At 57.3% G+C, this 22,014-nt stretch carries 23 protein-coding genes and 1 tRNA gene; 12 read left to right on the top strand and 12 right to left on the bottom strand.

Annotation, left to right across the window (positions count from 1 at the left end; genetic code table 11):
• Positions 1-85: 85 nt before the first annotated feature.
• Positions 86-1,063: an elongation factor P--(R)-beta-lysine ligase gene (epmA, locus tag AB1748_RS03735; RefSeq protein ID WP_111142162.1), complete on the bottom strand. Its 978-nt coding sequence runs from the start codon at positions 1,061-1,063 to the stop codon at positions 86-88.
• Positions 1,064-1,198: 135 nt separating this feature from the next.
• On the opposite strand from epmA, the gene AB1748_RS03730 reads away from it, so the two are divergent.
• Positions 1,199-1,726, top strand: coding sequence for a lipocalin family protein (locus AB1748_RS03730; protein ID WP_111142161.1), 528 nt, complete (start codon positions 1,199-1,201; stop codon positions 1,724-1,726).
• 52 nt (positions 1,727-1,778) lie between these two features.
• On the opposite strand, the gene AB1748_RS03725 is transcribed toward AB1748_RS03730, so the two are convergent.
• The 3 genes from AB1748_RS03725 to efp form a co-directional block, all read right to left on the bottom strand.
• On the bottom strand, positions 1,779-1,913 hold the full coding sequence (locus AB1748_RS03725) for an entericidin A/B family lipoprotein (RefSeq protein WP_003848302.1): 135 nt from the start codon (positions 1,911-1,913) through the stop codon (positions 1,779-1,781).
• Positions 1,914-2,015: 102 nt separating this feature from the next.
• Entirely contained in the window at positions 2,016-2,147 is a 132-nt protein-coding gene (locus AB1748_RS03720) for an entericidin A/B family lipoprotein (protein ID WP_111142262.1), read from the bottom strand.
• Positions 2,148-2,198: 51 nt separating this feature from the next.
• The gene (efp, locus tag AB1748_RS03715; RefSeq protein WP_111142263.1) at positions 2,199-2,765 is read right to left on the bottom strand and encodes an elongation factor P; all 567 of its coding nucleotides are present in this window, start codon (positions 2,763-2,765) and stop codon (positions 2,199-2,201) included.
• A 43-nt stretch (positions 2,766-2,808) separates the two neighbouring features.
• On the opposite strand from efp, the gene epmB reads away from it, so the two are divergent.
• On the top strand, positions 2,809-3,837 hold the full coding sequence (epmB, locus tag AB1748_RS03710; RefSeq protein WP_111142264.1) for an EF-P beta-lysylation protein EpmB: 1,029 nt from the start codon (positions 2,809-2,811) through the stop codon (positions 3,835-3,837).
• 48 nt (positions 3,838-3,885) lie between these two features.
• On the opposite strand, the gene AB1748_RS03705 is transcribed toward epmB, so the two are convergent.
• The 4 genes from AB1748_RS03705 to AB1748_RS03690 all read right to left on the bottom strand — a co-directional run bounded on the left by AB1748_RS03705 (position 3,886) and on the right by AB1748_RS03690 (position 7,236).
• Positions 3,886-4,233, bottom strand: coding sequence for a DUF4156 domain-containing protein (locus tag AB1748_RS03705; protein ID WP_111142265.1), 348 nt, complete (start codon positions 4,231-4,233; stop codon positions 3,886-3,888).
• Between the two features lie 322 nt (positions 4,234-4,555).
• A complete protein-coding gene (gene groL, locus AB1748_RS03700; RefSeq protein WP_293774233.1) occupies positions 4,556-6,205 on the bottom strand; it encodes a chaperonin GroEL in 1,650 nt (549 codons plus the stop codon).
• 49 nt (positions 6,206-6,254) lie between these two features.
• On the bottom strand, positions 6,255-6,548 hold the full coding sequence (locus AB1748_RS03695; protein ID WP_009092502.1) for a co-chaperone GroES: 294 nt from the start codon (positions 6,546-6,548) through the stop codon (positions 6,255-6,257).
• A gap of 226 nt (positions 6,549-6,774) precedes the next feature.
• Positions 6,775-7,236 carry an FxsA family protein gene (locus tag AB1748_RS03690; RefSeq protein ID WP_111142142.1) on the bottom strand — a complete coding sequence of 154 codons (462 nt, stop codon included), beginning with the start codon at positions 7,234-7,236 and terminating at the stop codon, positions 6,775-6,777.
• Between the two features lie 328 nt (positions 7,237-7,564).
• Between AB1748_RS03690 and aspA the strand changes: the two genes are divergently transcribed.
• The 6 genes from aspA (at position 7,565) to AB1748_RS03660 (ending at position 13,316) form a co-directional block, all read left to right on the top strand.
• Positions 7,565-9,001 (top strand): aspartate ammonia-lyase, encoded by a 1,437-nt coding sequence (gene aspA / locus AB1748_RS03685; RefSeq protein ID WP_293774236.1) that lies wholly within the window; start codon positions 7,565-7,567, stop codon positions 8,999-9,001.
• 109 nt (positions 9,002-9,110) lie between these two features.
• Entirely contained in the window at positions 9,111-10,412 is a 1,302-nt protein-coding gene (locus AB1748_RS03680) for an anaerobic C4-dicarboxylate transporter (protein WP_111142143.1), read from the top strand.
• A gap of 64 nt (positions 10,413-10,476) precedes the next feature.
• Entirely contained in the window at positions 10,477-10,791 is a 315-nt protein-coding gene (gene cutA, locus AB1748_RS03675) for a divalent cation tolerance protein CutA (RefSeq protein WP_293774240.1), read from the top strand.
• On the top strand, positions 10,767-12,494 hold the full coding sequence (locus AB1748_RS03670) for a protein-disulfide reductase DsbD (protein WP_367396014.1): 1,728 nt from the start codon (positions 10,767-10,769) through the stop codon (positions 12,492-12,494). The genes cutA and AB1748_RS03670 overlap by 25 nt, the downstream gene beginning before the upstream one ends.
• A 63-nt stretch (positions 12,495-12,557) precedes the next feature.
• Positions 12,558-13,133 carry a transcriptional regulator gene (locus AB1748_RS03665; RefSeq protein ID WP_111141343.1) on the top strand — a complete coding sequence of 192 codons (576 nt, stop codon included), beginning with the start codon at positions 12,558-12,560 and terminating at the stop codon, positions 13,131-13,133.
• Between the two features lie 107 nt (positions 13,134-13,240).
• Positions 13,241-13,316 (top strand) — tRNA-Phe (locus tag AB1748_RS03660).
• Positions 13,317-13,611: 295 nt separating this feature from the next.
• On the opposite strand, the gene AB1748_RS03655 is transcribed toward AB1748_RS03660, so the two are convergent.
• On the bottom strand, positions 13,612-14,637 hold the full coding sequence (locus tag AB1748_RS03655; protein WP_111141342.1) for a LacI family DNA-binding transcriptional regulator: 1,026 nt from the start codon (positions 14,635-14,637) through the stop codon (positions 13,612-13,614).
• Between the two features lie 340 nt (positions 14,638-14,977).
• Between AB1748_RS03655 and AB1748_RS03650 the strand changes: the two genes are divergently transcribed.
• The 3 genes from AB1748_RS03650 (at position 14,978) to AB1748_RS03640 (ending at position 17,232) form a co-directional block, all read left to right on the top strand.
• Complete coding sequence (locus AB1748_RS03650; protein WP_293774244.1) at positions 14,978-15,856, top strand: sugar phosphate isomerase/epimerase family protein; 879 nt, start codon at positions 14,978-14,980, stop codon at positions 15,854-15,856.
• A 208-nt stretch (positions 15,857-16,064) separates the two neighbouring features.
• Positions 16,065-16,928, top strand: a complete 864-nt coding sequence (gene yghU, locus AB1748_RS03645) for a glutathione-dependent disulfide-bond oxidoreductase (protein ID WP_111141340.1) — start codon at positions 16,065-16,067, stop codon at positions 16,926-16,928.
• Between the two features lie 10 nt (positions 16,929-16,938).
• Positions 16,939-17,232: a DUF1330 domain-containing protein gene (locus AB1748_RS03640; protein WP_111141339.1), complete on the top strand. Its 294-nt coding sequence runs from the start codon at positions 16,939-16,941 to the stop codon at positions 17,230-17,232.
• Positions 17,233-17,262: 30 nt separating this feature from the next.
• Here AB1748_RS03640 and AB1748_RS03635 read toward each other — a convergent pair whose 3' ends face one another.
• Together AB1748_RS03635 and AB1748_RS03630 are read right to left on the bottom strand one after the other, a co-directional pair.
• Entirely contained in the window at positions 17,263-18,357 is a 1,095-nt protein-coding gene (locus tag AB1748_RS03635; RefSeq protein WP_367396013.1) for a YncE family protein, read from the bottom strand.
• Positions 18,358-18,555: 198 nt separating this feature from the next.
• Positions 18,556-19,494 carry a LysR family transcriptional regulator gene (locus AB1748_RS03630; protein WP_111141337.1) on the bottom strand — a complete coding sequence of 313 codons (939 nt, stop codon included), beginning with the start codon at positions 19,492-19,494 and terminating at the stop codon, positions 18,556-18,558.
• Between the two features lie 64 nt (positions 19,495-19,558).
• Between AB1748_RS03630 and AB1748_RS03625 the strand changes: the two genes are divergently transcribed.
• Entirely contained in the window at positions 19,559-20,629 is a 1,071-nt protein-coding gene (locus AB1748_RS03625) for a tartrate dehydrogenase (protein WP_293774249.1), read from the top strand.
• Position 20,630: 1 nt separating this feature from the next.
• Here the strand turns inward: AB1748_RS03625 and AB1748_RS03620 are convergent, their stop codons facing one another.
• Positions 20,631-21,962 carry a glycoside hydrolase family 28 protein gene (locus tag AB1748_RS03620; protein WP_367396313.1) on the bottom strand — a complete coding sequence of 444 codons (1,332 nt, stop codon included), beginning with the start codon at positions 21,960-21,962 and terminating at the stop codon, positions 20,631-20,633.
• Positions 21,963-22,014 lie beyond the last annotated feature (52 nt).

The following is a 22,014-nucleotide window of genomic DNA, read 5'->3' as shown; positions in this document are numbered from 1 at the left end:
GGCCTCGCCATCCTGGCTCGGATACTTTGCTCTTCAGCCGGGTCATCCCTTCCCCCGTCATCCGTCATCGTCTGCAGATAACGGATTAGCAGCGATCCACCGGAAACGCGATTACCTCACTCAATGACTCCGCTTTCAGCGCCAGCATAATCAGGCGGTCAACGCCCAGCGCCACGCCGGAACAGGCGGGCATCCCGTGCGCCAGCGCATCCAGCAGATAGGTATCGATAGGATGGACAGGCAGACCCCGCGCCGCACGGCGACGGTTATCCTGTTCAAAGCGCTGCCGCTGCTCGCGGCTATCGGTCAGTTCACGGAAACCGTTGGCCAGCTCGATGCCCTTGTAATACACCTCAAATCGCTCGGCCACCCGATGATCCTCGGTGCTGATCTCGGCCAGAGCGGCCTGACTGGCCGGGAAATGGTAAACAAAGCACGGCTTATCCTGACCAATCTTCGGTTCGACGCCCAGCATAAACAGCAGCATCAGCAGCGTATCGCGATCCTCTTCTGTACGCGCCAGCTCACCTTCGCCCAGCTTCTCTGCTGCTTCACGCAGCTGCGCTTTATCCGCAGAGAGAGGATCCAGCTCCAGATGGCGGATAAACGCCTGCTGATAGGAGAGCGACTCTGCGCTGTCGCACTCCAGCACCTGCTGCATCAGGTCGTCGACTTCATTCATCAGACGATACATGTCGTAGTGCGGCCGATACCACTCCAGCATAGTGAATTCCGGATTGTGGTGACGTCCCGCCTCTTCATTACGGAAGCTGCGCCCCATCTGATAGATCGGGCCACTGCCCGCCGCCAGCAGTCGTTTCATATGGTATTCGGGGCTGGTCATCAGCCAGAGATCGCGCCCCTGCGCCGCGCCAGGCCCGACAAATCGTGTCTGAAAAGGCACCAGATGGATATCGGTAATGGTGGCCTGGCTCATCGCCGGCGTGTCCACTTCCAGCACGCCGCGATCGGCAAAGAAACGACGCACTTCTGCTAAAATAGCGGCGCGTTTTAACAAATTGGCGATGGATGCGCTTGGTTGCCAGCTTGCCGTTTCGCTCATGGTGATGACTCCTGATGCAAATGAGGGGAGGCAGTCTACCTGCAATGTCTGCGGCAAACAATCTCGTGCCTGCACAGCCAAAAACCGCGTGTCGGCTTCTATACTTAAGCGGTTAAATCACAAAGGAATCCTGCTATGTCTCCATGGAAAACCGTTGTTGCCAGCCTGAGTGCTTTTCTTTCTGTCGCCTGTAGCACCACACCCCCTAAGAACGTGACGGTGGTGGATAACTTTGACAGCCAGCGTTACCTCGGTCAGTGGTATGAGATTGCCCGCCTCAATCACCCTTTTGAGCGCGGCCTGGAACAGGTCACAGCAAACTACAGCCCGCGCGAGGATGGCGGTCTGAAAGTCATCAATCGCGGGTTTAACGTCAAAAAGCAGCGCTGGCAGGAGAGCGTGGGTAAAGCCTACTTTACCGGTGAGCCACAACGCGCCTCGCTGAAAGTCTCGTTCTTTGGCCCCTTCTACGGTGGCTATAACGTTATCGCCCTCGATCCCGACTATCGCTACGCGATGGTGTGCGGCCCGAACCGCCACTATCTCTGGATACTGTCACGCACACCTCAGCTGGCACCGGGCGTCAAAGAGAAGCTGGTTGAACAGGCGCGTCGGGATGGCTTCCCGGTAGAAGAGCTGATCTGGGTAAAACAGAAAGAGTAAGCGAGCTGACAAGCCGGTACGAAAAGCCTTTCGTACCGGTTGGGATAACAGGTTACTTCGTGCTGTTCTGAATGGCCTGGCCGCCCGCTTCAACATCTTCACCAACGCCACGCGTGGTGTTACACGCCGTCAGCAGAGAAGAGAGCACCAGTACAGAGAAGATTGCGGCGATACTTTTCTTTAACATGACAATGTCCTTTTTGATGGATGTAAAGTACAGCGTTTTAAGCATAGCCGGATTTCCACCGGTTGCTGCCGTCAGAACACTAAAAAGGACAATCCGTTAAGGTCATTTTGCCGCGCGCGAAATGGCACCGCCCAGGTGGGAGACATCTTCGCCAAAACCGTGGAATGTGTTGCAGGCACTTAATGCAGAGGAGACCAGCAACGCGAACGCGATTAATTTTGCCAGCTTGAACATTTTTTTCTCTCAGACAAGAAAAAGGCGCACCCGAAGATGCGCCTGCGAAACTTATTTTACGCGTGACACGTATTCACCAGAGCGGGTGTCAACTTTCACCACTTCGCCCTCTTGTACGAACAGTGGCACTTTCACGACCGCGCCGGTAGAGAGTTTAGCGGGCTTGCCGCCGGTACCAGCGGTATCACCTTTCAGGCCTGGATCGGTTTCAACCACTTCAGCTTCGATAAAGTTTGGCGGCTGAACGGCGATTGGACGACCGTTCCACAGCGTAACGATACACTCCGCGTTATCCTGCAGCCATTTTGCTGCATCGCTTACGGTCTTCTCTTCAACCGGGAACTGCTCAAAGCTCTCCGGGTGCATGAAGTGGTAGAACTCACCGTCGTTGTACAGGTAGTTCAGGTTGGTATCGACCACGTCTGCGCCTTCGGCGGAGTCGGTAGATTTAAAGGTTTTCTCAACGCGAGAACCCGTCAGCAGGCGACGCATTTTAACACGCGCAAATGCCTGGCCTTTACCCGGTTTAACGAACTCACTGGATTCGATGGCATAAGGTTCGCCTTCGAACATGATTTTAAGACCGGGACGGAAATCGTTGCTAGAATAAGTCGCCATGAAGGCCCTCTACGAAAATTGACACTGGTACTAAGCCAAAAAAATGGCACACATTGTAACCCTAAAAACACCTTCCAGAGAAGATTGGTTGCAGCAACTTGCGGATGTTGTTACCGAACCTGATGAATTACTGCGAATTTTAGCCCTCGATCAGCACACAGAGCTGGCTGAGGGCGCGGATGCGCGGCGGCTTTTCGCCCTGCGTGTTCCGCATGCCTTCATCCGCCGGATGAAAAAGGGCGATGCGCACGATCCGCTGCTGCTTCAGGTGTTAACCCGACGCCAGGAATTCATCGATGCGCCCGGTTATAGCACCGATCCGCTCGATGAACAAAGCAACGTTGTGCCTGGACTGCTACATAAATACCGGAACCGGGCTCTGTTGCTTGTCAAAGGCGGCTGCGCCGTCAACTGCCGCTACTGCTTCCGCCGCCATTTTCCCTATCAGGATAACCCCGGCAATAAGCGCAGCTGGCAGGCGGCGCTGGACTATATCGCCGCCCATCCTGAGCTGGATGAGATCATCTTTTCCGGCGGCGATCCGCTGATGGCGAAAGATCATGAGCTGGCCTGGCTTATCGCCGCGCTGGAGCAGATCCCGCATCTGAAACGCCTGCGTATTCACAGCCGCTTACCGGTGGTGATTCCGGCACGTATCACCGACCCGCTCTGTCAGATGCTGGGCGAGACGCGTCTTCAGGTCGTGATGGTGACGCACATCAACCATGCGCAGGAAATCGATGAAGAGTTGCGTGCGGCGATGCGCAGCCTGAAGCGGGCGGGTGTCACCCTGCTGAATCAGAGCGTGTTGCTGCGTGGCATTAATGATAATGCGCAGACGCTGGCCACGCTCAGTAACGCCTTATTTGATGCCGGCATTCTGCCCTACTATCTGCATGTGCTGGATAAGGTTCAGGGCGCCGCGCACTTCTTTGTCTCCGATGACGAGGCTCGCCAGCTGGTGCGGACCCTTCTGGCGCAGGTGTCCGGCTATCTGGTGCCGAAGCTGGCGCGTGAGATTGGCGGGGAGCCCAGCAAAACGCCGCTGGATTTGCAGTTGCGTCAGGAGTAAAAACGGCCAGCAACAGGCTGGCCGATGGGACAGGACGTCCGGTTCAGATTACGGGCACTTATAGACCTGGCCGCTCATTTTACTGTCGAGTGGCGCAAACGCGGACAGCAGATTCTGCGTCGGGCTGGTCGCGCCGTAAATCACGTTGCCACCCATTTCCGCTGCGCGATTGCGCAGGTCATTGGCCGCACCGCGCAGAGCGCTGGTTTCGCCGCCTGCACCGCTCAGCCAGTTGCTCTGTGAGCCAGTGATGTTACCCAGAAGCTGACAGGTGCTGGCAGGCTGCTGATCGGTAAAGGTCACGCGCTGTCCGGCTGAAGAGAGTTGCGTAGAGCTGCTGCAGCCTGCCAGCAATAACGCGCCAGCGATCAGTCCAGGCAAGAGGTTAATCCGCATTGTAATCCCCATTTATTATCATCAGAGTCGGGTGGCAGCGTAGCAAAAAAAGATCGTTTTTTTCTGCACATTCATTGCCTTAATCCCGTTATATCACCTTGATATCTCCTGCGGTGCTCAGTCTGGCAGGTTTGCGCATTCCGATGAACTTACCACAGCAGGTCATCTGGTGAGGCCGCAACAGCCAGCGTGCAGACAGCGGGAGATATCAAGAGAAAAGACGAGCGATTGCGCCACTACTTATACTATTTTCCTGCCCAAAAGAAAAACCCCCGACCGTTTCCGGTCGGGGGTTTTATCGTGACTAAGGCGTCAACGGCAATTACATCATGCCGCCCATACCGCCCATGCCACCCATACCGCCAGCGCCTGCGCCTAAATCAGGTGCATCGCCTTTTGGCAGGTCAGTGACCATACATTCGGTGGTGATCATCAGACCCGCAACAGAGGCCGCGTACTGCAGTGCAGAACGGGTCACTTTGGTTGGGTCCAGGATACCGAAGTCGATCATGTTGCCGTACTCTTCAGTCTGTGCGTTGTAACCGTAGTTACCGTCGCCCGCTTTCACGTTGTTAGCGACAACAGATGGCTCTTCACCGGCGTTAGAGACGATCTGACGCAGTGGTGCTTCCATTGCGCGCAGCGCAACTTTGATACCGACGTTCTGATCTTCGTTCTGACCACGCAGTTCGGACAGCTGAGCAGCAACGCGAACCAGCGCCACACCACCACCTGCAACGACGCCTTCTTCGACGGCAGCACGGGTTGCGTGCAGCGCATCTTCAACGCGGGCTTTCTTCTCTTTCATTTCAACTTCAGTCGCTGCGCCCACTTTCAGAACGGCCACGCCGCCTGCCAGTTTCGCTACGCGCTCCTGCAGTTTTTCTTTGTCGTAGTCAGAGGTTGCTTCTTCGATCTGCTGACGAATCTGGGTCACACGGCCCTGAATGGTCGCCTCTTCACCCACACCGTCAATGATGGTGGTGGTGTCTTTGTTGATCACAACGCGTTTTGCCTGACCCAGATCTTCCAGCGCGGCTTTTTCCAGCTCCATACCGATCTCTTCAGAGATCACGGTACCGCCGGTCAGGATAGCGATATCCTGCAGCATCGCTTTACGACGGTCGCCGAAGCCTGGTGCTTTAACCGCAGCCACTTTAACGATGCCGCGCATGGTGTTGACCACCAGCGTCGCCAGCGCTTCGCCTTCCACATCTTCTGCGATGATCAGCAGTGGTTTGCCTGCTTTCGCAACGGCTTCCAGTACTGGCAGCATTTCGCGGATGTTAGAAATTTTCTTGTCAGCCAGCAGGATGAACGGAGATTCCAGTTCAACAGCGCCGGTTTCTGGCTTGTTGATGAAGTAAGGTGACAGGTAGCCGCGATCGAACTGCATACCTTCAACCACATCCAGCTCGTCCTGCAGGCCGGTGCCTTCTTCAACGGTGATCACGCCCTCTTTGCCCACTTTCTCCATCGCCTGAGCAATCAGCTGGCCCACGGTTTCGTCGGAGTTAGCGGAGATAGTACCTACCTGCGCGATCGCTTTAGAGTCTGAGCATGGCACAGACAGCGCTTTCAGTTTCTCAACGGCAGAGAGAACAGCCTGGTCGATACCGCGCTTCAGGTCCATCGGGTTCATGCCCGCTGCAACCGCTTTAAGGCCTTCGGTGATGATAGATTGTGCCAGGACAGTGGCAGTGGTGGTACCGTCGCCTGCTGCGTCATTCGCTTTAGAGGCTACTTCTTTAACCATCTGCGCGCCCATGTTCTCGAACTTGTCTTCCAGCTCGATTTCACGCGCGACTGAAACACCATCTTTAGTGATGGTCGGTGCACCAAAAGATTTATCCAGAACCACATTACGGCCTTTCGGGCCCAGGGTAACTTTTACTGCATCTGCCAGTACGTTCACGCCACGCAGCATTTTTACGCGAGCGTCATTACCGAATTTTACGTCTTTAGCTGCCATTTCAATTGTCCCTTAAATTCGTTTCGTTCAGTGAGTTACGCGAAAAAAATTACGCTTCAACAATCGCCAGAATGTCGCTTTCAGAGATGATCAGCACTTCTTCGTTGTCGATCTTTTCGGTTTTAGCACCATAACCTTCATTGAAGATCACGACGTCACCAACCTTCACGTCCAGCGGCTTAACGTCGCCACTCTCAAGGATGCGGCCATTGCCGACAGCCAGTACTTCACCACGAGTGGATTTACCAGCTGCGGAACCGGTCAGTACGATGCCGCCAGCTGATTTAGCTTCAACTTCTTTACGCTTGACGATAACGCGATCGTGCAATGGACGAATTTTCATTTGATAGCTCTCCTTTGAGAAGTCCAATCATTCAGTTTTGGGGTTGAACACCGGGCTGCATGGCTTCCGGCCTCGTGACCTGAGAGATAGGGCCACGCCCATCCACTTTCAAGGGGGTGAACAACAAATTTTTTATCCGGCCAGGACAACTGACGACTTTTTAAACAGGAGCAGGGGCAAATAAAAACGCAACCCGGAGGTTGCGCTTCAGAGGCAGGCATTGCGATTAACGATCCTGGTGATCGTCATGGTGCTCAAGGCGATCGCTGTTTTTGCGCTCGAACTCACCATCCACGGTGTAACCGCTGTCTGGCCCGGCTCCGGGCCCGCGCCAGACGCGCAGGTGAGGCATCAGTTTCAGCGTCAGATGCTTCTGAACGGGGGGGAGCAGCAGCAGCAGGCCGAGCAGGTCGGTAAAGAAGCCCGGCAGCAACAGCAGAAAGCCCGCGATGATCAGCGACACGCTTTTGATCATCTCGCTGGCCGGGCTTTCGTTACGCGCCAGCTTCTCCTGCATCAGCATAAAGTTTTTCATGCCCTGGTTTTTCACCAGCGAGACCCCGATGCAGGAGGTGAAGATCACCAGCAGCATGGTCAGCAGCACGCCCATGACGTGTGCAACCTGAATGAAGAGGGAAATCTCAATCCAGGCCAGAACAAAAAAGACTAATAACGGTATCCAGCGCACCGAACTCTCCTGTATTTAGGGGCTGAACGGCAGCGTGCCGCTCAGCAGAAAGCGTTCATCCTACAGATGATAAGAAAAGAGATGGGCACCCGCGCCGCCATTTTCAACCGATTCTGTCAAATTTATCCTGCGGGGTTAATTTTGTAACCTACTTCACATATCGTTAACCAGGCTGCAGCATTAAGTGATCTGCATGCATGATTTTCACTGGCATCAGAATATGATCGCACACGCCCCTGTGAAGACGGATAATATGTCGGCACGGGTACACCACGACAAAATAAACACATCCTTTGTGATGGTTAGCGGCAACAACAAGAAGGTTATCATGGCGAACAACATTCGTATCGAAGAAGACCTGTTAGGTATGCGCGAAGTTCCGGCGGATGCCTATTATGGCGTTCATACTCTGCGTGCGATTGAGAATTTCTATATCAGCAACAGTAAAATCAGCGACATACCTGAGTTTGTCCGCGGTATGGTGATGGTGAAAAAAGCGGCCGCGATGGCCAACAAAGAGCTGCAGACCATCCCGCGCAACATTGCCGATACCATCATTAAGGCCTGCGATGAAGTGCTGAACAAGGGCCGCTGTATGGACCAGTTCCCCGTGGATGTCTATCAGGGCGGTGCGGGAACCTCGGTCAACATGAACACCAATGAGGTGCTGGCGAACATCGGCCTGGAGCTGATGGGCCACCAGAAAGGGGAATATCAGTACCTCAATCCCAACGATCATGTGAATAAGTGCCAGTCCACCAATGATGCCTACCCGACCGGTTTCCGCATCGCGGTCTACAGCTCACTGCTGAAGCTGCTGGATGGCATCAGCCAGCTCTCTGAAGGGTTCCAGAACAAGGCCGATGAGTTTCAGACCATCCTGAAGATGGGCCGCACCCAGCTGCAGGATGCCGTGCCGATGACGCTCGGCCAGGAGTTTCACGCCTTCAGCGTGCTGCTGAATGAAGAGACGAAAAGCATTCTGCGCACCGCCGAACTGCTGCTGGAAGTGAACCTGGGGGCGACCGCCATCGGCACCCGCCTCAATACGCCGGAAGGCTACCAGCACCTGGCGGTTCAGCGTCTGGCGGAAGTGAGTAACCTGCCGGTGGTGCCAGCAGAAGATCTGATCGAAGCGACCTCTGACTGCGGTGCCTACGTGATGGTTCACTCCTCGCTGAAACGCCTGGCGGTGAAGCTCTCTAAAATCTGTAACGATCTGCGGCTGCTCTCCTCCGGTCCGCGCGCGGGTCTGAACGAAATCAACCTGCCAGAGCTGCAGGCGGGTTCCTCCATCATGCCCGCCAAGGTCAATCCGGTGGTGCCGGAGGTGGTCAACCAGGTCTGCTTTAAAGTTATTGGCAACGACATCACGGTCACCATGGCCTCTGAAGCCGGTCAGTTGCAGCTTAACGTGATGGAGCCGGTCATTGGCCAGGCGCTGTTTGAGTCGATCAGCATCCTGACCAACGCCTGCTACAACCTGCTGGAGAAGTGTGTCAACGGCATCACCGCTAACCGCGCAGTGTGCGAAGCCTACGTCTTCAACTCCATTGGTATCGTGACTTACCTCAACCCCTACATCGGCCATCACAACGGCGACATCGTCGGTAAAATCTGTGCCGAAACCGGCAAGAGCGTGCGCGAAGTGGTGCTGGAGCGTGGCCTGCTGACGGAGAGTGAGCTGGACGATATCTTCTCAGTGCAGAACCTGATGTATCCGGTCTATAAAGCGAAACGGTATACCGATGAAAACGAGCAGTAGGGTCTGACCTGCGCTGGTTAACAAAAGGCACACCGCGATCAACACGGTGTGCCTTTTTTTTGATACACAGCGTCTCAGTAATGGCCGGTTTACTTTTCAGGAGTGATTCATGTTTGTGGTTGAGCTGCTGATCGTCTTCATGGCGATCTGGTTGGGTGCCCGCCTTGGCGGTATAGGGATCGGATTCGCAGGCGGAATGGGCGTGCTGATCCTGACGCTGGGATTTGGCATGGCACCTGGCGCGATCCCCTTTGACGTTATCGAAATCATCATGGCGGTGATCGCGGCGATAGCGGCCATGCAGGTGGCGGGCGGAATGGATTATCTGGTGAGCCTGGCGGAACGCCTGCTGCGTCGCCATCCGCGTCACGTCACCCTGCTGGCCCCACTGGTGACCTACCTGATGACGCTGCTGGCCGGCACCGGACACACTGCATTTTCGACGCTGCCGGTGATTGCTGAAGTGGCAAAAGAGCAAGGCGTCCGCCCCTCCCGGCCGCTGTCGATTGCGGTCGTGGCATCACAGATTGCGATTACCGCCTCACCGATTTCTGCGGCAGTGGTCTTCTTCGCGACGCTGCTTGAACCGCGCGGCGTCAGCTACATCACCCTGCTGGCGATCACCATCCCCGCCACGATGGCAGGCCTGTTCCTGGCGGCGCTGGTAACGAACTTTCTTGGCAAAGAGTTAAAAGATGATGAGGTTTATCAGGCCCGTCTTGCCAAAGGGGAAACCACCCTGCGCGGTGCCACACACTACCAGGCAAAACCGGGCGCGAAAAGATCGGTGCTGCTGTTCCTGGCGGGGATTGTGGCCGTGGTGCTCTATGCCACCGCGACCAGCGCCAGCGTTGGCCTGATCGTCAATCCACCTCTGCCGCGCAATGAGGCTATTGTCGTGTTTATGCTGACCATCGCCACGCTGATCAGCCTGACCTGCAGACTCGACACCGGCGACATCCTCAGTGCCAGTACCTTTAAATCGGGTATGAGTGCCTGTATCTGCGTAATGGGCGTTGCCTGGCTGGGCGATACCTTTGTAAAAGCGCATCTGGCCGATATTCAGACCCTGGCTGGCGACACGCTGAAAACCTACCCGTGGATGCTGGCGCTGATTCTGTTTTTCGCCTCCATGCTGCTCTACTCGCAGGCTGCCACCACCAAAGCACTCATGCCCGCCGCGCTGCTGCTGGGCGTCAGCCCGCTGACGGCGATTGCCTCCTTCGCCGCCGTGTCGGCGCTGTTCGTCCTGCCCACCTACCCGACTCTGCTGGCCGCGGTGGAGATGGATGACACCGGCTCCACCCGGATTGGCAAGTTTGTCTTCAACCACGCCTTTATTATTCCAGGCGTGATCGCCATTGCGCTGTCGGTGCTGGCGGGCTTTCTCTTTGGCGGGCTGCTGCTGTAGCGCCCGCATCATCTTACCGGGGGAGCGTGCTATCATCGGCGCTCTTTTAAACAGGAGTGTCAGGATGAAGGCTGTTGTTATTCTCTGTACGGCGCCCGATCAGACTACAGCGCAGCAGCTCGCTGCCCTGGCGCTGGAAGCCAGACTGGCGGCCTGCGTGACTCTGCTGCCGGGGGCGACCTCCTGGTATCGCTGGCAGGGGAAAATCGAGCAGAGTAGTGAAGTGCAGATGCTGCTGAAGTGCGACAGCGATCGCCAGCAGGCGCTGTGTGACCTGCTCAAAGCGGCTCATCCTTACGACGTACCCGAACTGCTGGCTCTGCCGGTTCAATATGGAGACAGTGAATACTTGTCATGGCTGCACGCATCTCTCGCTTAATAACGATCCTGCTGGCGCTGTTTATCTGCCTGCAGGCGCACGCATCCCTTTTCTCAGACCCATCGACCCGCCGCTTCGTGCCGGTCGACCAGGCGTTTACGTTTGACTTCGACCAGCAGGGCGCGCAACTCAACCTGCACTGGAAGGTGAAATCGGGTTATTACCTCTATCGCCAGCAGATCCACATCACGCCCCAGAACGCGACGATTGCGCCGCTGACGCTGCCTGCGGGTCAGCCGCATGAAGATGAGTTCTTTGGCAAAAGTGAGATCTATCCTGAAAATCTGACGCTGCCGGTGACGCTGCAGCAGGCCGCCCGCGGCGCCTCGCTCAGCGTCACCTATCAGGGCTGTGCCGCCGCCGGGTTCTGTTATCCGCCGGAAACCCGCACCGTTCCGCTGAACGCGGTGGCCGCCAGCAGTGCGTCCGCGCCCGCACAGGCGGCGACGGCCACCAACAGATCTGACGCTCAGCCTGCCCCCGCCAGCCCGCTGCCCTTTTCCCCGCTCTGGGCGCTGCTGATCGGCATCGGTGTGGCGTTTACGCCCTGCGTGCTGCCGATGTATCCGCTGATCTCCGGCATTATTCTTGGCGGACAGCGCCACTCTTCGCTGGGCCGGCTGTTTGCGCTGGCGATGGTCTATGTGCAGGGGATGGCGCTCACCTACACGCTGCTGGGGCTGATCGTCGCGGCCGCCGGTCTGCGTTTCCAGGCCGCGCTCCAGCACCCTTATGTGCTGGTGACGCTCTCCGTGCTGTTTATCGTGCTGGCCCTGTCGATGTTTGGCCTCTTTACGCTGCAGCTGCCCGCCAGCCTGCAAACGCGCCTGACCCTGTGGAGCAATCGCCAGCAGGGCGGATCGCTGCCTGGTGTCTTCCTGATGGGGGCACTGGCCGGATTAATCTGCTCGCCCTGCACCACTGCCCCGCTCAGCGCCATTCTGCTTTATATCGCGCAGAGCGGAAATCTGTGGGCTGGCGCGGGCACGCTGTGGCTTTATGCCGTCGGCATGGGATTACCTCTGATCGCCGTGACGCTCTTTGGGAATCGCCTGCTGCCGAAAAGCGGCCCGTGGATGCAGACCGTTAAAGAGGGCTTTGGGTTTGTCATTCTGGCGCTGCCGGTGTTTCTGCTGGAGCGGATAACCGGCGATCTCTGGGGATTACGCCTCTGGAGCCTGCTGGGTGTGGCCTTTTTCGGCTGGGCGTTCTGTGTCAGCCTGCATACCCGCAGCGGCGGGTGGCGGGTGGTGCAGATCGTCATGCTGGCCGCCGCGCTGATCAGCGCCCGCCCGTTGCAGGAGTGGGCTTTCGGGCATTCTGCCGAGCAGCAGGCCGTAGCCGCGCTGCCGTTTCAGCCTGTGCAGACGCCGCAACAGCTCGACAGCGCGCTGCAGAAGGCCGACGGCCGCATTACCCTGGTCGATCTCTATGCTGACTGGTGCGTGGCCTGCAAGGAGTTTGAAAAATACACCTTTAGCGATAGCACCGTGCGCGATAGCCTGAGTCGGGTTCAGTTGCTGCAGGCCAATGTCACGGCCAACAGCGCCAGCGACAATGCGCTGTTGCAACATCTTCGGGTGCTGGGATTACCGACCATATTGTTCTTTGATGCGCAGGGCCGCGAAATCCCCGGATCGCGTATCACCGGGTTTCTCAATGCCGCCGACTTCCGGGCGCATTTGCAGAAACTTACCCCATAAACAACACTGGAGTCAGATTGTTGCCCGGTAATCAGCCGGGCCTGAAGACCAGAGGAGAGTCACTTGCAGCGTGAACAGATACTCGAGCATGCCTTGAATGTGCTTGAACAGAACGGCCTCGCCGCCACCCTCTCACTGGAGACCCTGGCGGGTTCCGGATTACCCTCAGAACAGCTTCAGCTGTTCTGGCCCGACCGTGACGCCCTGCTCTACGATGCGCTGCGCTATCACGGGCAGCAGATTGAAACCTGGCGACGTCAGATCCTGCTCGATGAAACGCTGTCAGCGGCGCAGAAGCTGATGGCACGCTATGACGTCCTGGCTGAGCAGGTCAGTAAAGGCCGCTTCCCTGGCTGCCTGTTTATTGCCGCCTGCAGCTTCTATCCGCAGCCTGACCAGCCCATTCATCAACTGGCCGAGCAACAGAAACGTGGCTCCTGGCAGTTCACGCATGACATTCTGCTGGATCAGGCGCTGGATAACCCCTCCATGGTAGCCGATCAGATGGAGCTGATTCTGGAGGGCTGTCTCAGTAAGCTGCTGGTGAAACGTAATGTACAGGATGTCGCCACCGCTCAGCGCCTGGCGGAAGATGTTTACAGCATCGCGCTGTGCCGCAAACAGGGTGCCCTGGCCTGAGGTTTTATCGATCCTGACTGAAAATCAGGCAATCAGTCACGTTTTCAGGGGTTTTTTAGTGAAAGCCGTTGACGACCCGCGGCCTTTACGGTTTAATGCGCCCCGTTGCCCGAATAGCTCAGTCGGTAGAGCAGGGGATTGAAAATCCCCGTGTCCCTGGTTCGATTCCGGGTTCGGGCACCAAAATTTAAAGAACCCGCCTCTGGCGGGTTTTTGCGTTCTGAGCAAACCCGTTATCGACAGGTTCGATTCACTCGCCACGTCCTGTGGCTTGCCCTCTGGGTCGCGCATCAGAATTTGAAACCCTCGCTTCGGCGGGGGTTTTTGCCTTCTGGCAGTAGCCCGTTTCTGAAGGGTGATATCAAACGATATGTTTCATCCCGGACAATCGTGAAAACTTTCAATTTTATCCAGGCGATCCTGTCAGCACCTCGCTGTAAATGAGAGATTCCTGTCAAAAATAACTAAGCGGATCTCTCTACAGGTTTTCACGCGTGACGATATCGAACGGCACCGTGACCTGAGCAAAATGATCATGCTGATCTGCCGGACTGCTGAGGCATGTTGCGATCGCAGCCGCGGCCAGCGCATCAATTCGGTTGCGCAGCATCAGCGTAATGGTGCCGTCAATCAGCGCCAGGTCATCGCCCGGCAGCGGACCGTGGCACAGCAGATCAATCCGGGGGCGGCCACTCTCGCGCAGCGCCTGCACCACGCCTTCAATACCGCCGCAGGGCGCATAAATCATCACCAGATCCCTATGTGTCTCCAGCAACTGCCGGGCCGCCTGATAGCCCCCTTCTGCGGACTCATGCGTTTTCAGCGGCTCCAGCACCCGCTGGCTGACGCCCGCTTCACGCAGGCAGGATCGAAAACTGATTTCGCTGCGCTCCTGACAGGTAAAGCGATGATCGCCGAGCAGCACGCCGACCGATCCCGGCTGTCGAAGCAGATGCTGCGCCATCCAGGCCGCCGTCCGGCCCGCTTTCTGGTTATCGATGCCGATAAAACCGGCATGTTCACAGGGCGAGAAGTCGGAGAACAGCGCGTAGACCCGCACGCCCAGCCGCGACACGTCGCGGACAGCGTGCCGAATCAGCGGATGATCCAGTGCCACCAGCGCAATCACCTCGCTGCGTTGTGCCAGCTGACGTAACGATCGCGCCACTGCCTCCACCTCATGAATATCATGCCAGCAGAATTCGGGTTCATTGCCTGCGGGCTGCTGCATCTTAAGCTGCTGTTTCAGTGCCTCGCCCAGTTGCTGGTAACAGGAGTAACGGGCAGGCAGCAGGATGAAACTCACGCGAATCGGGGCCGCAGCGAACGATGCCATTGCCTGGCTATGCGCATCCGGCAGACGGTAGCCCAGCTCACGGGCCGCACTCAGCACCTTCTGCGTGGTCACGCTACGCACCGGCGCACGACGGTTAAGCACCCGGTCTACGGTGGCTACGCCTACACCCGCCGCCTGTGCTATGGCGATCATCGTTACTTTTGCCATCCTGCCCCTCTTCTTTCGGATTGAAAACGACCTGTTCTGCGGGTTTTGCGCCTCTCACTCTAACGTGGCCCGGAAAATCCTCTCATTTTTTTGATAGAAAAAATGCGACAACCTTGACGCTCCTCTCAGAATGAAACATTCATTTCTATCTTCATTCCTTTTAAAACGTTCATTTGATAAAACAGGGGAAAATCCTGCTGCCGGCCCGATTCCAGAGCGTGTCCGGCGGCAGAAGCGGGCCGGCTTGCTGACCCGCTCCGTCCGCCGCGCCGTTAAGCTCGCAGCAGCCTGATGCGGTCGGCCATGAACAACAGCCCTTTAGTAACGCCGGAGCAGAAAGATGAAAATCGCTTTTGATGTGGATGTGATTAAAGATATGGGCATCACCCGAATGGTTCATCAGGTGGCGGAGTGGGGATACAAATATATCGAACAGTCACCGCATCCACAGATCAACCCCTTTTATAAGCACCCTAAAGCCAGCCGTGAAATCATCACTGAGTATAAAAATGCCCTGCGCGCCACCGGGCTGGCGGTCTCTTCGTTTATCGTCGTCTATCGCTGGTCCGGCCCGGATGAGCTGCGCCGTCAGGCGGCGGTAAAAAACTGGAAGCGGATGATTGAGATCGCGGTTGAGATGGGGGTGCCAGTGATCAACACCGAACTCTCCGGCACGCCAAACGAGCCGGAAATCTGCGAAGAGATGTTCTATCGCTCGATGGAGGAGCTGCTGCCAATCATCGAACGTGAAGGCATCCGCGTCGAAATCCAGGCTCACCCCTGGGATTTTTGCGAAGAGAACAACGAAACGGTCGATATCGTCAAATCGTTCCGCAGCGACAACGTCAAATATGTTTACAGCACCCCTCACACCTTCTTTTATGACAAAGGTAAAGGCGATGTGAAGCCGATGCTGGAGTATGCCGGAGACGATCTCTCCCACGTACTGATCGCCGACACCATGAATCACACCAGACACTGTCGCTACATCGTTAACCCGCCGGGAGTGGATGCCACCATTCACCAGCACGTTGGCGTCGGTGAAGGCGAAGTGGACTTCGACACCCTGTTTAAAACGCTGCGCGACACCGGCTTTGCCACCCGGACACATAAAGTGGGCGGTGAATCGATTATCGCCACCTCTCTGTTTGGCTACCCGGAAAAAATGAAGGTTCAGGCTATCGAAACCCGCGAACGGATTGAGCGCGAACTGCTGTAAACCTGCCTGCCGTGCAGTGGTCGCCTGCTGCACGGTATAAACCACCAACGCCCCGCCTGACACACTTTTATGCACTTTTCTCCGACGCCGCAGCCCGCCTGACCTCCGCGCGGGGCAGCACACCTTTGCGCAGCCAGCAGAGTTAAACCGCCTTCGCAGCACCTGCTACACTCCTGACGAACATCACATCACAAGGCGAACGTTTATTATGTCGGAAAATGCATATCAGCCTGCAAAAGTCTGGACCTGGGATCCTGAAGCCAAAGGCAACGGTGCGAAGACGAACCGTCCATTTGCGGGTCCTACCCATGAAAAAGCGCTGCCGGTCGGCAAACACCCTCTGCAGCTCTACTCCCTGGGCACGCCTAACGGCCAGAAAGTGACCATCCTGCTGGAAGAGCTGCTGGCGCTGAACGTTCAGGATGCGGAATATGATGCCTGGCTGATTCGTATCGGCGACGGCGATCAGTTCTCCAGCGGATTTGTTGACGTGAATCCGAATTCGAAAATTCCGGCGCTGAGCGACCACTCGGCCACGCCGCCGATCCGGGTGTTTGAGTCGGGCAATATCCTGCTCTATCTGGCAGAAAAATATGGCTACTTCCTGCCAAAAGATATCGCCACCCGCACCGAAACCCTGAACTGGCTGTTCTGGCTGCAGGGCTCCGCGCCTTATCTGGGCGGCGGTTTCGGCCATTTCTATCACTATGCGCCGGAAAAAATTGAGTACGCCATCAACCGCTTCACGCTGGAAGCGAAGCGTCAGCTCGACGTGCTGGATCGCCAGCTGGCCGATAACCGCTATCTGGCCGGTGACGATTACACCATCGCCGACATCGCCACCTGGCCGTGGTACGGCAATATGGTGCTGAACGATCAGTATGGCGCGGCGGAATTCCTGGATGTGCAGTCCTATAAAAATGTGGTGCGCTGGGCGAAAGAGATCGCGCAGCGGCCGGCCGTGATTCGTGGTCGCAAGGTCAACCGCGTAATGGGTGACCCGGCCGATCAGCTGCATGAGCGTCATGATGCCGCTGACTTCGATACCCAGACTCAGGATAAAAAAGCTTAAGGAGAAACCTGTGAGTGCATACGTTGTTTTTATTCGTGATAACACCCTGAATCAGGATGAAATGGCGATCTACGCCGAGAAAGCGGGCCAGGCACGCGGCGATCATCAGATCAACCCGCTCGCCTTTTATGGTGAGCTGGAAACGCTGGAAGGTCAGGAAGCGGAAGGAGTGGTAATTCTGGAGTTCGCGAGCCGCGAAGCCGCTCATGCCTGGTATGACAGCCCGGAATATCAGGCGGCCAAAGCGCACCGCCTGAAAGGTGCCAGCTACCGCGTGGTGCTGGTTGAGGGTGTCAGCAAATAAGTCCCGGGGCGGCAGCCGTGCCGCCTTTTTTTACTGCAGATTGATGCGCGCCACGCCATCCTGCGACTGTCCGCTGCTATCCTCTTTGCTCCCCTGCTTCAGGGTGACAAACAGCGTCTGCCCATCCGGCGTCACCAGCAGATTTTCGGGATGCCCCCCAAATGACCAGCTGTTTTTAACGTCATAAGTCGTGCCATCCAGCTGCAGCACCTCCTTTGACTCGCGCTGGCTGAGGTAGATTTCATTACGCTTGCCATTGAATTTAATGCCCTGCGAATCGCCCGGCACCAGACTCTGGATCACCCGGCCGCTCCGCTCATCAAACACCCACGCCTGCCCCGTCCGGGAACGCGCCGTGACAAACAACCGACCCGTCGCCGGATCTTCCGCCATGTTCAGCAACGGATCGCTCTGTCCGTCTCCCGCGGTCAGACGCTGCTCGATCCTGTGATTACGCGGATTGATGACCAGGATCTCGCCACTGCCATTCGTTGCATAAATCCGATCGCTGACCGGTGAGAAAAGCAGGCCGCCGATCGCTTTTCCGGCTCCGGTCATCCGGGCTTTCAGCTTCAGGGTTTTCGCCTGCACGACCCAGATCACACCCGAATCACCGGCATCGCCCACATAGAGCAGGCCGTCATGCAGCAGGATTTCATGCGGATGAGCGGGCTGGCCACTCTGATCTTTCTCATTCAGGATCAGCCGTTTCAGCACCCTGCCGTTTTCCGGATCGATCTCAGTGATTGCACCATCGAAGGCGTTGGTAGCGTAGAGCGCGCTGCCGTCCGGCTCACCGATCAGACCCACGTTTTTCAGATCGAAATGCCCGGCCCCACGGCTCTGCAGCGTGGTGGCATCAAGCCGATAGATCATGCCGCCGCTTACCGTCTCTGCCGCCTGCGCACGGGCGATATAGAGCGTATTGGTTGCGGACAGATAGACCATCTGCTGCACGCCCCCTTCCAGCTCACGCTGGATCAGATTGTCCGGGCTGGAGGGCTGCATCACCACCGCCCCGCTGCCATCCACTTTCCTGGTTGTGGTCTGACACGCGGTCAGGCCGAAGGCGCTGACCATCGCCAGGGCAAGTGCCATTTTACGCGGGCTGAACAACGCTTTCATGCTTAACTCCCTTATCGATCTGCCGTTCCCGGCGGGCCGCGGCAGACCCGGCAGGCTGGGATAAAAAGAATGAGAATCATACGCATCAGTGAAAATAGTGTAAACGCAGCGGCTCGTTCAGCGGCGTAAATCAGCATTATACGGTATATAAAGTGTTCAGCCCCGTCAGAAGGGGCAGGAAAACAGATCAATAACAGATTAATCAATCGACTGAAGATGCTGCTGCAGAAACGCGACAAAGGCGGAAATTCGCGCCGGAAGCTGACGCTGCGCCTGCCAGACCGCAAAAATATCCCCATCGGGTGCCTGCCAGTCAGGTAACACCGGCAGCAGTTCACCCGACGCCAGACTGTGCTGCGCGTCCCACCAGGAACGCAGCAGGATGCCATGCCCGTCCATCGCCAGGCGCATCGCCACTTCGCCATCATTGGTGATCAGGCTGCCGCGCACTTTCTGCGTGATGCTCTGTTCGCCACGGATCAGCCGCCACAGGGTAAAATCGCTGTCATGCTGGCGCAGTAAAATGCAGTTGTGCTGCGCCAGATCGCGCACGGTGGCAGGCAGACCATGCCGGGCAGCGTAGGCAGGCGAGCAGCAGAGAATACGCGGATTGGTGCGCAGTTTGCGCGCCACCAGCCGCGAGTCAGGTGGTTCACCGACCCGAATATCGATATCCATATGCGCATCCGGAAAATTGAGTGACTGGCTGCTGAGCTGCAGCGACAGCGAGAGCTGCGGATGCAGGGCAGCAAAGGCCGACACGCAGGGCGCGATATGGCGACGGCCAAAGCCGAATGAGGCGTTGATGTTCAGTGTGCCGCGTAGCTGAGCGGTTTCCCCGCTCACCGCCTCCTCCAGCGCCGCCAGCTGATCCAGCAGCGGTCGGGCACCCGCCAGATAGCGACGCCCTTCTGCCGTCAGCTCCAGCCGTCGGGTGGTGCGGCGCAGCAGCTGCACGCCGAGGCGCTGCTCAAGCTGGCTCAGACGTTTGCTGACCGCCGCCAGCGACAGGCCCAGTTCATGCGCCGCCGCCGTCAGACTCTCCAGCCCGGCCAGGCGAACAAAGAAAGCCAGGTCATCTGTGGATGTGCGGGATTCTCTACTTTTATTCAACACTGGATTGCGTTTCAGACTCATTATCTTCCCGGAACCGACAGTTATACTGCGTACACAATTCGAACATCAACCGGAAAGGTGCCCTGTGACTGATAAAATCCACCGTATTGCCGTCATCCCTGGCGACGGCATTGGCAAAGAGGTGATGCCGGAAGGCGTCCGCGTGATGAATGCTGCCGCAGAGAAATTCAACATTCCGCTGCGCTGGGAGTGGTTCGATTATGCCAGCGCCGACTACTGGCAGCAGCACGGCAAAATGCTGCCTGACGACTGGTTTACGCAGCTGAAAGCCTTTGATGCGATCTATTTTGGCGCGGTCGGCTGGCCTGAGGTGGTGCCCGACCATGTATCACTGTGGGGTTCGCTGCTGCAGTTCCGGCGTGAATTCGATCAGTATGTCAATCTGCGCCCGGTCCGGCTGATGCCCGGCGTGAAAGCGCCACTGGCGAATCGCCAGCCTGGCGATATCGACTTTTATGTAGTGCGCGAAAACACCGAGGGGGAATACTCCAGCGTCGGCGGCACGATGTTTCCTGGCACCGATCGCGAAGTGGTCATTCAGGAGACGGTGATGACGCGCACCGGCGTCGATCGCATCCTGAAGTTTGCTTATCAGCTGGCGCAGAGCCGGCCGAAAAAACATCTCACTTCCGCCACCAAATCCAACGGCATCGCCATCACCATGCCCTGGTGGGACAGCCGCGTTGAGGCGATGGCCAGCCAGTTCCCGGCGGTTCGCGTCGATAAGTATCACATCGATATTCTCACCGCCAACTTCGTACTGCACCCGGACTGGTTCGATGTGGTGGTCGCCAGCAACCTGTTTGGCGATATCCTTTCCGATCTCGGCCCGGCCTGCACCGGCACCATCGGCATTGCGCCTTCCGCTAACATCAACCCGGAAGGTCTGTTTCCCAGCCTGTTTGAACCGGTGCACGGCTCGGCGCCCGATATCGCCGGTAAAGGCATCGCCAATCCTGTCGGGCAGATCTGGTGTGGCGCGATGATGCTGGAGCACCTCGGCTACAAAGCGGCGGGCGATGCCGTGCTGAATGCGATCGAACGCACGCTGGCGGCGGGTCAGCATCTCACACGCGACCTCGGCGGCAGCGCCACCACGGAAGAGCTGGGGGCCGCCATCGCCGCCGCGCTGTAATTCACGCCGGTAGCTGCACCACCGGATCGGGATGCCAGCCTGCCGGTAACGGCGCTGGCCTGTTGATCGTCAGGTGGTGCAGTTGCAGATTCTCCACGCCACGCGCGAACAGGCCAGGCAACCCGCCGGGATAGGGTTCCACGCCAAAGGCTTCGCCGGTTGTCGGATCCAGTTTATAGGCGTTGTCCAGACCCATGCCGGTCGGGGCATCCGGGTTACAGGGCGGGCGAATGTCATACTGCCCCTGAGTCATCGGCGACACCGTCTGCCGCATCTGAAGCTGGCTAATCACCACATCGCGTATCCAGCCCGGTTGTGCCGCATGCAGGTTAATTGCACCTTCCGCGACGCCTGTCAGATTACTGAACTGCACCAGTTCGACGATGCCGGGCGGGATGGCGGGATCACGGCTGCGAACGGAGATATGCAGTGGGTCGGCTTTGCCCCAGTGACAGGGCGGCGCATGGTGACAGGCAAAGGTCAGATTGCTGAACAGCAGACGTCGCATCGCCCCGCCGTCGCGCGACAGAATGCCGATGCCACGGTTGGAATCAAACAGCGTACAGCCGGTCACGGTGACATCTTCGACATCGTCCCAGGTCTCCGTGCCGATTTTAAATGCACAGCTGTAGCTGCGCAGCAGGCAGTTGGTGATCATAATCTGCCGGGCCGGACGCCGCAGGGCTGCGGGTTTACAGGTGGTTTTAATGCAGATCGCGTCATCGGCGGCGCTAAAGTAGCTGTTACTCACAAACACTGCCTCGCAGCTATCGATATCCAGCGCATCGGTGTTGGGCATGGTCATGCTGTTGTCGATCGTGAGATGGTCGATATGCACATGGCGGCAGCTCACCAGATGCACCGTCCACATCGGCGCCTGCACGATGGTAAAAGCCGTCAGCGTCACCTGTTCGCAATCCTCAAACACGATCATTCGTGGCCGGTCGACGCGCGGCAGGCGATAGCCCTGCTCATCACGCTCAGCGGCGAACCAGGCTTCACCATCACCATCAATGCGTCCGGTGCCGCTGATGGTGATATTGCGCTGGCCCAGCGCATAGAGCAGCACGTTGTGGGACTTCTCCGCATAGCTTAGCGTCTGCACGGCCTGATAGTCCGACAGCCGGTGACTGGCGATCAGCTCTGCTCCGGCTTCCAGGTGCAGCTCAAAATCAGAGGGCAGCGTCAGGCAACCGGTGCGATAGCGACCGGCTGGCACGGCCAGACGCCCGCCACCCGCAGCAGCAATCTGATCCAGGGCGCGCTGCAGCACGTCGGTGTCGGCAGTTTCGCCATCGGCGGCCGGATGAAAATCAGCAAGGGAAAGGTGCATCATGCGTCTCCCGCAGGTTGAGGAGGAGAAATTGCAGCACACAGCGGCGCAG

Origin of the sequence: Pantoea sp. Ep11b (assembly GCF_040783975.1) — a bacterium.
In the GTDB taxonomy this organism is placed as follows: domain Bacteria; phylum Pseudomonadota; class Gammaproteobacteria; order Enterobacterales; family Enterobacteriaceae; genus Pantoea.
Note: the sequence above shows the minus strand (reverse complement) of the source record. Positions and strands in the feature narration are given on the sequence as shown.